The following is a 5,576-nucleotide window of genomic DNA, read 5'->3' as shown; positions in this document are numbered from 1 at the left end:
CGCCCGGGCAGCGATGCCGCGCGCGCCGCCGCGCGCTGGCGCGGCCCGATGCTGCCCTTCGCCGCGCAGGAGGTGGAGCGCGCGGCGCTGGTGGTGGATGCCCTGTTCGGCGCCGGGCTGGACCGCCCGCTGGAGGCCCCGGTGGAGCGCGTGCTGCGCGCCGCGCGGGCGCCGCTGGTGGCGGTGGACGTGCCCTCCGGCCTGGACGGCGCCACCGGCCAGATCCTGGGCCATGCCCAGAAGGCGGCGCTGACCGTCACCTTCTTCCGCCGCAAGCCGGGCCATCTGCTGCTGCCCGGCCGCGACCTCTGTGGTGAAGTCGTGCTGGCCGATATAGGCCTTCCCGCCACCGTGCTGGAGCGCATCGCGCCGCGCCTCTTCCACAACGGGCCGGGCCTGTGGCGCCTGCCGCTGCGCGGGGCGGAGAGCCATAAATTCAGCCATGGCCATGTCACCATCCCCGCCGGGGCGGCGCTGCCGGGGGCGGCGCGGCTGGCGGCGGGGGCGGCGCGGCGGGTGGGGGCGGGGCTTGTCAGCCTGATGGCGCCGGACCGGCCCACCGCCACGCTGCTGCGCACCGGCGAGCCGGGCCTGATGGTCACAGAGGACAGCCCCGCCACCCTGCTGGCCGATTCCCGGCGCGGCACCTGGCTGGTGGGCCCCGGCCTGCCGCCCCGGCCGGAAACCCTGGCTCTGCTGCGGGCGTTGCTGCGGGCGGGGCGCGCCGTCGTGGTGGATGGCGGCGCGCTGACGGCCGCCGAGTCCCAGCCCGTGGCGCTGCGCGGCGCCGCCATCCTGACGCCGCATGCGGGCGAATTCGCCCGCGTCTTCGGCCCGCCGGGGCCGGACCGGCTGGCCGCCGCGCGGGCGGCGGCGGCGCGGGCCGAGGCAGTCACCATTTTGAAAGGTTCTGACACCATCATCGCATCACCCGACGGCCGCGCCGCCATCAACGACAACGCCCCGCCCGCCCTGGCCGCGGCCGGCAGCGGCGATGTCCTGGCCGGCCTCGCCGCCGGGCTGCTGGCGCAGGGCATGCCCGCTTTCGAGGCCGCCTGCGCCGCCGTCTGGCTGCATGGCGATGCCGCCCGCCGCGCCCTGCGCGGCCGCCCGGCCGGCGCCCCGCTGCTGCCGGAAGCGCTGTTTGAGGAAATCGCCCTGAGCCTCGCTTCCGCCCTTCCTTCCTGACCCTGGGCTGGGGCAAGCTGCTCACCATATGTTTCGCCAGATTTCAGCCGCCGCCCCGCCCCCCCGGGGCCGGCAGGAAAGGGAAGCACCATGTCCGATGTCGCCATCGCCGAACCGGGATTGTTCGACCGCGCATTGAAGAAGGTGGCCCTGCTCTGGCGGGACATGGCCTCCTCCGTCTCCGCCCCCGCGGAGGATGACAGCTGGGAAGCGCGGATGCGCGCCTGCCTGGAAGCGCGCGGCGGCGAGATCTCCGCCCGCAACCGCGCCGCCGGCCTGGCCCAGGCCTATCTCTCGCTGGATGAGGCCGGGCGGCGGGCCTTCCTCAGCGCCCTCGCCGGCTTCGATTCGGACCCGGCGGCGGTGGAAGGCGCCATGCGGGAAGTGAGCGCGGCGCGCGACACCGCCGCCCGCGCCGCCGCCAAGGCCAAGCTGCGCCGCGTGCTGGAACCGCCCCGCCTGCGCCTGCTGACGCAGTTCACCAGCATCCCGGTGGGCGTGAAATTCCTCGTCGATCTGCGCGCCGACCTGATGCACGCCATGGGCCGCGACCCGATGCTCCAGGCGCTGGAAGCCGATCTGCGCGGGCTGCTGGCCAACTGGTTCGACCTCGGCTTCCTCGAATTGCGGCGGATCGACTGGCAGTCCCCCGCCGCGCTGCTGGAGAAGCTGGTGGGCTATGAGGCCGTGCACCGCATCCGCACCTGGCGCGACCTCAAGAACCGGCTGGATTCCGACCGCCGCTGCTACGCCTTCTTCCACCCGCGCATGCCGGAGGAGCCGCTGATCTTCGTCGAGGTCGCGCTGGTGCAGGGCCTCTCCGGCTCGGTGCAGAAGCTGCTCGACGAAAAGGCGCCGGTGCAGGAACCGCGGCAGGCGGATACCGCGATCTTCTACTCCATCAACAACTGCCAGCGCGGGCTGGATGGCATCTCCTTCGGCAATTCGCTGATCAAGCGTGTCGTCGCCCTGCTCTCCGAGGAATTTCCCAACCTCAAGACCTTCTCGACGCTCTCGCCCATTCCCGGCTTCCGCCGCTGGCTGGAGGAACAGCTCATCGAGCCGCAGCCCAAGCTGCTCAGCGAGGAAGAAGCCCGGCAACTCACCGAAAGCAGCGGGCTGGCCGATGGCCATGCGGCGCTGCGCGCCCTCGTCGCCCACCGCCGCCCCCTCGGGGAAGGCTGGTGCCAGAAGGCGGAGCCCATCCTCACCCGGCTCTGCGCCCGCTACCTCGTGCTGGAAACCGGCAAGGGCGGGCGCCGCGCGCGCGACCCCGTCGGGCATTTCCATCTGTCCAACGGCGCGCGGGTGGAACGCGTCTGCTGGCGCGGCGACACCTCGGACAAGGGCGTGCGGGAAAGCCTCGGCTTCATGGTCAATTATCTCTACGACCCGGCGAAGATCGAGGATTACCACGAGGCCTATGTGGGCGAGGGCAACCGCGCGGCGGCGCCGGCGCTGAAGAAGCTCGCGAAAAGCGGGGGGTAAAAGAGGAAGGGTTCTTTTTGGGAAAAAGAACCAAAAACTTTTTGTCCGTTGGCGTCCCGCCTCAGGGTTGAGGCGGGACGCTTTTTGCGGGTCAGGCGGCGCGGACTTCGGAGAGGAAGCCGGACACCGCATCGCGCAGCGCGCCGGACTGGTTCTTCAGCGAGCCGGAGGCCTGGTTCAGCTGCTGGACCAGCTGCTGCGCCGCCCGCGCATCCGTCTCGAAGCTGCGCATCAGCTCGCTGACACGGCGGTTGCCCTGCGCGGCATGCTGCACCGTGCGCGCGATGGTGTCCGCCGTCTGGCCCTGCTGCGCCACGGCATCGGCAATGGCGGCGGCGATCTGGTTGATCTCGCCAATGGTGCGCGCGATGCTCTCGATCGCCCCCACCGCCTCACGCGTCGCGCCCTGCACCTGGCCGATCTGGCCGGAGATCTCCTCCGTCGCCTTGGCGGTCTGGTTGGCGAGGTTCTTCACCTCGCTGGCCACCACGGCGAAGCCCTTGCCGGCCTCACCGGCGCGGGCGGCCTCGATCGTCGCGTTGAGGGCGAGCAGGTTGGTCTGGCCGGCGATGCTGTTGATCAGGCTCACCACGTCATCGATGCGCTTGGCGCCCTCGGCCAGGGCCTGCACCACGGCATCGGTGCGCCGCGCATCCTCCACCGCGCGGCCGGCGATGCGGGTGGCATCGCCCAGCTGCCGGCTGATCTGACCGACCGAGGAGGCCAGCTGCTCCGCCGCGCCAGCCACCGCCTGCACATCCTGGTCCGCCTGCGCGGCCGACTGCGCCACGGCGCCCGAGGTCTCCGCCACGCGCGAGGCATTGCCGCTGATGACGCGGACGGCATCCTCCATCTGGTGCGCGGACTGGCCGAGCCCCTCCACCACGCCGCCCATCTTCTTCTCGAAGACGCCCTGGATGCGCGACGCCACCTTGTGGCGCGCATCGCGCTCCACCTCGGCATAGGTCTCCAGCAGGATCTCGATATGCACCTGCACGATGCGGCTCAACGTCACCCGCAATTGCAGCTTGCGCAGCGCCTCCCGCCCCAGCCAGCCGGTGGAGGGGTTGGCGAGGTTCATCTCCTCCATCAGCCCCATCATCACGCCGCCCGCGCAGATGGAGACACCATTCACCGGGACATTGTGGTTGTGGAGGCTGCGCGCCAGCGCCTTGGCGGACTCAAGGAAGCCGCCATCGAACCGCCCGCTCAGCACCCGCTGCCAATGCGCCACGCGCAGCTTGTGCACTTCGGGATGGCGCAGCGCGGCCTGTACCTCCGGCCATTGCGCATAGCGGCTGTGCCAGCGCTCCATCAGCCCCGGCAGGCTCCGCTCCGTGAACTCGCGCAACTCCGACAGGGCCTGGAGATCGACCTCAGACACCCCGAAGAAGCTGAAGCGCTGGCGAAGTTCGCTGGGAATGGAGGTGGACATGCGCGGGACCTTGTGAGCGGAAGTGCCGCGGCGGGTGCGGCCATCACAGCCTCGCGCAATGGGCTTAAAAAAGACTGCACGACCGGGGCGGGAAGCCCCGGCCACCGCGGATTCCTCCCCCGCGCGCCGCCCCGGCCCGCAGATTCCACTGCCCCGCCGCCTGAACACGGCGTAAGGATTGCGACAGGTTTTCCGCTTCCGCTAATATAGTTTGTGGTCCGGCCTGTCGGCCCGCGCCGCCCGCCCAGGGCCGCGGCACCCGGCGCGCCCTCCCCGAATCCATAAGAATTCCCAGAAGAATCCCACAGGAACCACGTCCATGGTGCAACGTCGCCACCTGCTCCGGCTGGCCCCGGCCGCTCTGGCAGCCCCCGCCCTCGCCGCCCCGGCCCTCGCCCTGCTCGCCCCCCGCACCGCCCGCGCCGACGAGGTGACGCTGCGGCTGCACCACTTCCTGCCCGCCGTCTCCAACGTCCACCGCCACTTCCTGGCCCCCTGGGCGAAGAAGGTGGAGGAGGCGTCGAATGGGCGCCTCAAGATCCGCATCTTCCCCTCCATGCAGCTCGGCGGCGCGCCGCCGCAGCTCTACGACCAGGCGCGCGACGGCGTGGCCGACATCATCTGGACCCTGCCCGGCTACACCGCCGGCCGCTTCCCGCGCATCGAGGTGCTGGAACTCCCCTTCATCGCCAACCGCAGCGGCCTCGCCAATGCCCGCGCCACCCAGGCCTTCGCCGAGAAGCATCTGGCGCAGGAATTCAGCGAGGTGCAGCCCCTCTGCTTCTGGGCCCATGATGGCGGGCTGATCCACTCCCGCGCCCCGGTGCGCCGGCTGGAGGATCTGCGCGGGATGAAGCTGCGCTTCCCGACGCGGCAGGCCGGCGAGGGGCTGCGCGCCCTCGGCGCCGCCCCCGTCGGCATGCCCGTCCCCCAGGTGCCCGAGGCCCTCAGCCAGGGCGTGCTCGACGGCGCCGTGGTGCCCTGGGAGGTCGTGCCCTCCATCAAGCTCCAGGAGCTGGTGAGGAACCACACCGCCTTCCCCGGCAGCCCGACCTTCTACGTGGCCACCAACGTCCTCGCCATGAACAAGGCGAAGTACCAGGCCCTGCCGGCCGACCTGCGCGCCGTGCTCGACGCCCAGTCCGGCCAGGCCGCCGCCGCCATGGTCGGCGCCATGCTCGATGAACAGGCCGTCACCGTCGCCGACCTCGCCCGCAAGCGGGGCAATACCCTCATCGAGCTGGAGGAGGCCGAGGTGGCGCGCTGGCGCGAGGCCTGCCGCCCCGTCACCGAGGCCTGGGTGGCGCAGATGAAGGAACGCGGCACCGATGGCGCGGCCCTCCTCGCCGAGGCGCAGGCGATGTTCCGGCAATACGCGGCCTGAGCCGCCTTGCGGGGGGGGCCGCCCCCCCCCCCCCCCCCGGGGGGGGGGGGGGGGGCCCCCCCCCCCCCCCCCCCACACAAA

At 71.8% G+C, this 5,576-nt stretch carries 4 protein-coding genes; 3 read left to right on the top strand and 1 reads right to left on the bottom strand.

Annotated features, from left to right (window positions below; translation table 11 throughout):
- Positions 1-1,188, top strand: a 1,188-nt coding sequence (locus NON00_RS23955; protein ID WP_256025307.1) for an NAD(P)H-hydrate dehydratase, incomplete at its 5' end; no start/stop codon positions are given.
- A gap of 90 nt (positions 1,189-1,278) precedes the next feature.
- Entirely contained in the window at positions 1,279-2,676 is a 1,398-nt protein-coding gene (locus NON00_RS23950; RefSeq protein ID WP_256025306.1) for a malonyl-CoA decarboxylase, read from the top strand.
- A 91-nt stretch (positions 2,677-2,767) separates the two neighbouring features.
- Here the strand turns inward: NON00_RS23950 and NON00_RS23945 are convergent, their stop codons facing one another.
- Positions 2,768-4,111 carry a globin-coupled sensor protein gene (locus NON00_RS23945; protein WP_256025305.1) on the bottom strand — a complete coding sequence of 448 codons (1,344 nt, stop codon included), beginning with the start codon at positions 4,109-4,111 and terminating at the stop codon, positions 2,768-2,770.
- A 319-nt stretch (positions 4,112-4,430) separates the two neighbouring features.
- On the opposite strand from NON00_RS23945, the gene NON00_RS23940 reads away from it, so the two are divergent.
- On the top strand, positions 4,431-5,495 hold the full coding sequence (locus tag NON00_RS23940) for a TRAP transporter substrate-binding protein (protein WP_256025304.1): 1,065 nt from the start codon (positions 4,431-4,433) through the stop codon (positions 5,493-5,495).
- Positions 5,496-5,576 lie beyond the last annotated feature (81 nt).

The organism is Roseomonas sp. GC11, assembly GCF_024437745.1.
Taxonomy (GTDB): Bacteria; Pseudomonadota; Alphaproteobacteria; order Acetobacterales; family Acetobacteraceae; genus Pseudoroseomonas.
Note: the sequence above shows the minus strand (reverse complement) of the source record. Positions and strands in the feature narration are given on the sequence as shown.